Annotated in this window: 1 protein-coding gene; it reads left to right on the forward strand. The window is 47.3% G+C overall.

Translation table 11 applies throughout. The features are described from left to right. The coding region (locus EA392_13140; protein ID TVR37284.1) for a T9SS C-terminal target domain-containing protein at nt 1-3,763 on the forward strand (3,763 nt) is incomplete at both ends.

Genomic DNA, 3,763 nt, shown 5'->3' on the forward strand with positions numbered 1-3,763 from the left:
CGCCGGGCACCGGCTATGATGGGCAGCTATCCGACTTTGCCCACAACGCCATTGCCGGTGTAAATGGCGAGTTGGAGTTTTTTATTGTGGACGGCGTTATTTACGATCAAGACGGTTACCTGATTTCATACATGCGGGTAAATGAGGGTGCCTCAGGCGCTCCTCACGCTGTTAAGGGTAATGCAGGTGTGTGCGTAGTACCAGATCCTGGAAATTGCTTTCGTTACTACATATTTTCCAACCGAATAGATCAGGCATTCCCTGTAGGGGCCTATACCATATTGGATATGGAATTGCCAAGCACAGTTCCTGGCAATGAAGATAGATTAGGGGCGCTGGTTTTTGGGGATTGGGATAATGACGGTAACTGTAAGTATCTGCTGAACCTTGGACTGCCCAACGGAGCAGGTGGCAATCTTCAACCGTCAAATAAACAGGATTGGTTTTTTGCCGCTACGGATGTCAATGAAAACAATGAAAGATTTGTTTTTGCCCAGACTGGCGACGGTATTTGGAAGCTGGTAATTGATGAAAACGGAATCTATGCCTCACCTAATGATCCGATTGTTATGTCTGAACTCTTTCCGACTTATCCATCTCAGAGTTGGGGCGGATTGCGCCATGAGTTGGAAATTATTCGTTTAGAGAACGGTAATTATCGCCTTGGATTGACTTATCCCGGCAATTCAGCGCAAACACCTTATATCGTGGCTGTTCTGGAACTTGACAGCAACGGTGAGTACATCAATAACTCCGGGTTCATCTACCCGTTAACGACGAGCTCAAGTAGTTTCCCGATTGTGAAAGGATTAGAGTTTTCACCTTCGGGCAGGTACCTGTTCTTTACGCATCATGAAGTCAACTCTTCGCAACCTGCCGTTCAATACATAGATTATGACCTGCAACAAGTTTTTGATTTGAACGTGCCTAACCGATTGGATTTTCAGTACTCTCACATTGAAATGGGAATAGACAACAGGCTCTATTTTGCCTATTCAAACGGACTGGCAGCGCTTGACAGCGTAGAGACACCGGATGTTGCCAATTGGATCCCCAATGCATTGGTATTTTCTAATCCCGCCTCATATGCAGGTTATACGTCAGGTACCAATTACAAAGCCTACACACTTCCCGACCAGATTGATGGAATGGATTATTCGTTTTTTCCTTACTATCCGCACCTTGATGTAACGGTTTCAACCACACAAACCTGGACTCCGGGCAATAACCCTTTATCTAACGACACATCTCTGGTAAGAATTAGGGAAGAGCTGCGTATTACTTCAGGAGCCACCCTCACCATTAAGAACATGCGCTTTGAATTCTATGAAAATGCGCGTGTAATCATTGAGCCCGGAGGAAGGCTAAACCTGGACAGCACCATATTTACTTCGGGGCCTTGTCATAGCGATATGTGGCTCGGCGTTGAAGTCTGGGGCAACCCCGGTGCTGCTCAGCTCCCCTTTTCCAACCAAGGCTACCTGCACATGACCAACAACAGCGTGATAGAGCATGCTTATATTGGTGCCTTGGCCAGCCGCCGGGCTAATGAATTTGGCCTTTTGGATATGGAGGGTGGTGTTATTCGGGCATACAACAGCAGGTTTAGAAATAACCGTGTAGGTGTGCACCTTCGAGACTACTTGTGGACCAACAGCACAGGAAGCATTGATCCCAACAGATCGTATTTCGAAAACTGCGATTTTCTAACCAACAGCCTGCTTAACAGGCCAACCGTCTTTCCCATGTACCACACGCACCTTCAGCGGGTAGCTGGTGTTAATCACCGCAATTGCTCCTGGCGCAATACCGCCTCATTCGATGATCTCGAAATTTTACAACGAGGTGTAGGGATTTTTGCATTTCACTCTACTTTCAGAGCAACCGGTCAGAATGAACCTTATGAGGCAGCTCACGATACACTCCCTGTTTCTGATAATGTTCACCAGTGTTTTTACCGGCTTAACGGAGGTGTGGTCACAATGGGTCAGCCCAATCATTTTTTCACGGTGAGTAATATGGAGTTTCAAGACAATCGAATTGGCGCAATGGTATTGGGCAACAGCTATGAAACCATCACGTTCAACAACTTCAAAGTACCCGAAACAAGTGATGATTACCCGGGCAACAACTATGGTGCATATCTGATGAACAGTTATTTGTTTACCGTTGAAGAAAACCACTTTTTTGGTGACGTTCAAAACACCGCGATTGCCGGGTTGGTTGTAGACAACAGCTGCCCGGATGATGCTGAAGACAGCGATGACATTCTGCTTGAAAATGAAGTTTATCGGAACACGTTTTCAAACCTTGGAATTGGACTTTTAGTCTTGAATGACAACCGAGACCAAAACAGTGAAGTGGGTTTGCAAGCACGTTGCAATGTGTTTGAATCTAATTACTACGCAGATATTTCGCTGGCAGATTACTCAGAATGGAGAAACAATCAGGGTGAGCTCAATCCCCCCGAAGCAGCAACCAACAATCTGTTTTCTCAAGGTACTTTTAACTGTGCGGGCATTTATCGCGATGTTTTTGTATCCGACCTCTACGGAGCCAATCAATCACCCAACGCCCTCACGATTGATTACCATACTTTTGAAAATCCGGATGTAACCAAACCATGGGCGCACAGTTTAAACCCTGACCCTCAGTGCGCGCAACCCTCGCTCATTCTGTACGATGTAATCAGCGGTACATTGGATTACGAAACCCACTGCCGCTCCAATTTCAATGTTGGTGGCGGCGGCAAATATGGGTTGGCAAGCATTCAGGAAAAACAATTGCTGGCCGAACAAAACCTCGCCTCGGCAAAGCTGCTGTACGATGCAACCATTGATGGCGGTGACACAGAGGATATCATCCATCTGTTGCAAAATATCTTAAATGAAGAATCGGCATACCTCCGTGACTTACTGATGGCCCGTTACCCGCTGAGCAGAGATGCGCTCATGGCAGCCATTGATGCCGCCGCATCTTTTGACCCATGGCACCTCACGCAGGTGTTGATTGCCAACTCGCGCCTGCCGGGTGATGTTTATGCCTTCTTAAAAGACAACCAAATTCTATCACCGTTTTTCATGCAGTTTGTGGATGATGCTCAGCTCAACGGAAATGTAAGTCTGGCGCGCTTGCTCGATTCTGAGATTTCCTTGCGTAGCTACGAAAAATCTCAGGCTGAACGCGATTTACATCGTTACTTTTTGCATCACGCCGATTCATTGGATGCCACGGAATGGAATACTTACTTAAACAGTCGCTCAGAAACGTATTACAAGCTTTACCGTTTGGGGCAGCATCTGGATTTGGGTCAAACCGGTGCTGCTGAAAATCTTCTTGATTCGTTGCCCATAAACAGTGAGAAAAAGGATTGGTTACAGTTCAAAATTAATCTCGCCAACGCCGATACGGTTACAGAGGGAGATTTTGATACAGCCTGGGATCACTTTTACAACAATACGCCTGCACGAGGCGACGTTTGGGGGTGGCTCACAGCGCATGGCCAGCTTGATTCCATCCCACCCATCCCTGAGGTAGTGACCTTAAGAAGGCAGTCCGCAAACAAGCACGTTGACAATAAACCCGAACGCTACCTCCAGGCGTGGCCCAACCCCACCAAAGACCGCGTGGTGCTCACCTACCCCAAAGAGGCCGAGGGGCTGGGCATGGTGCAAATCTTTAACCTTGATGGTCAGCTTATACGCGAGTTTGCCGCCAGCGATGCAGGTTTCCAGGAAATCTACGTTACCGGATGGCCCGCAGG

This window comes from Cryomorphaceae bacterium (genome assembly GCA_007695365.1).
Taxonomy (GTDB): domain Bacteria; phylum Bacteroidota; class Bacteroidia; order Flavobacteriales_D; family SKUL01; genus SKUL01.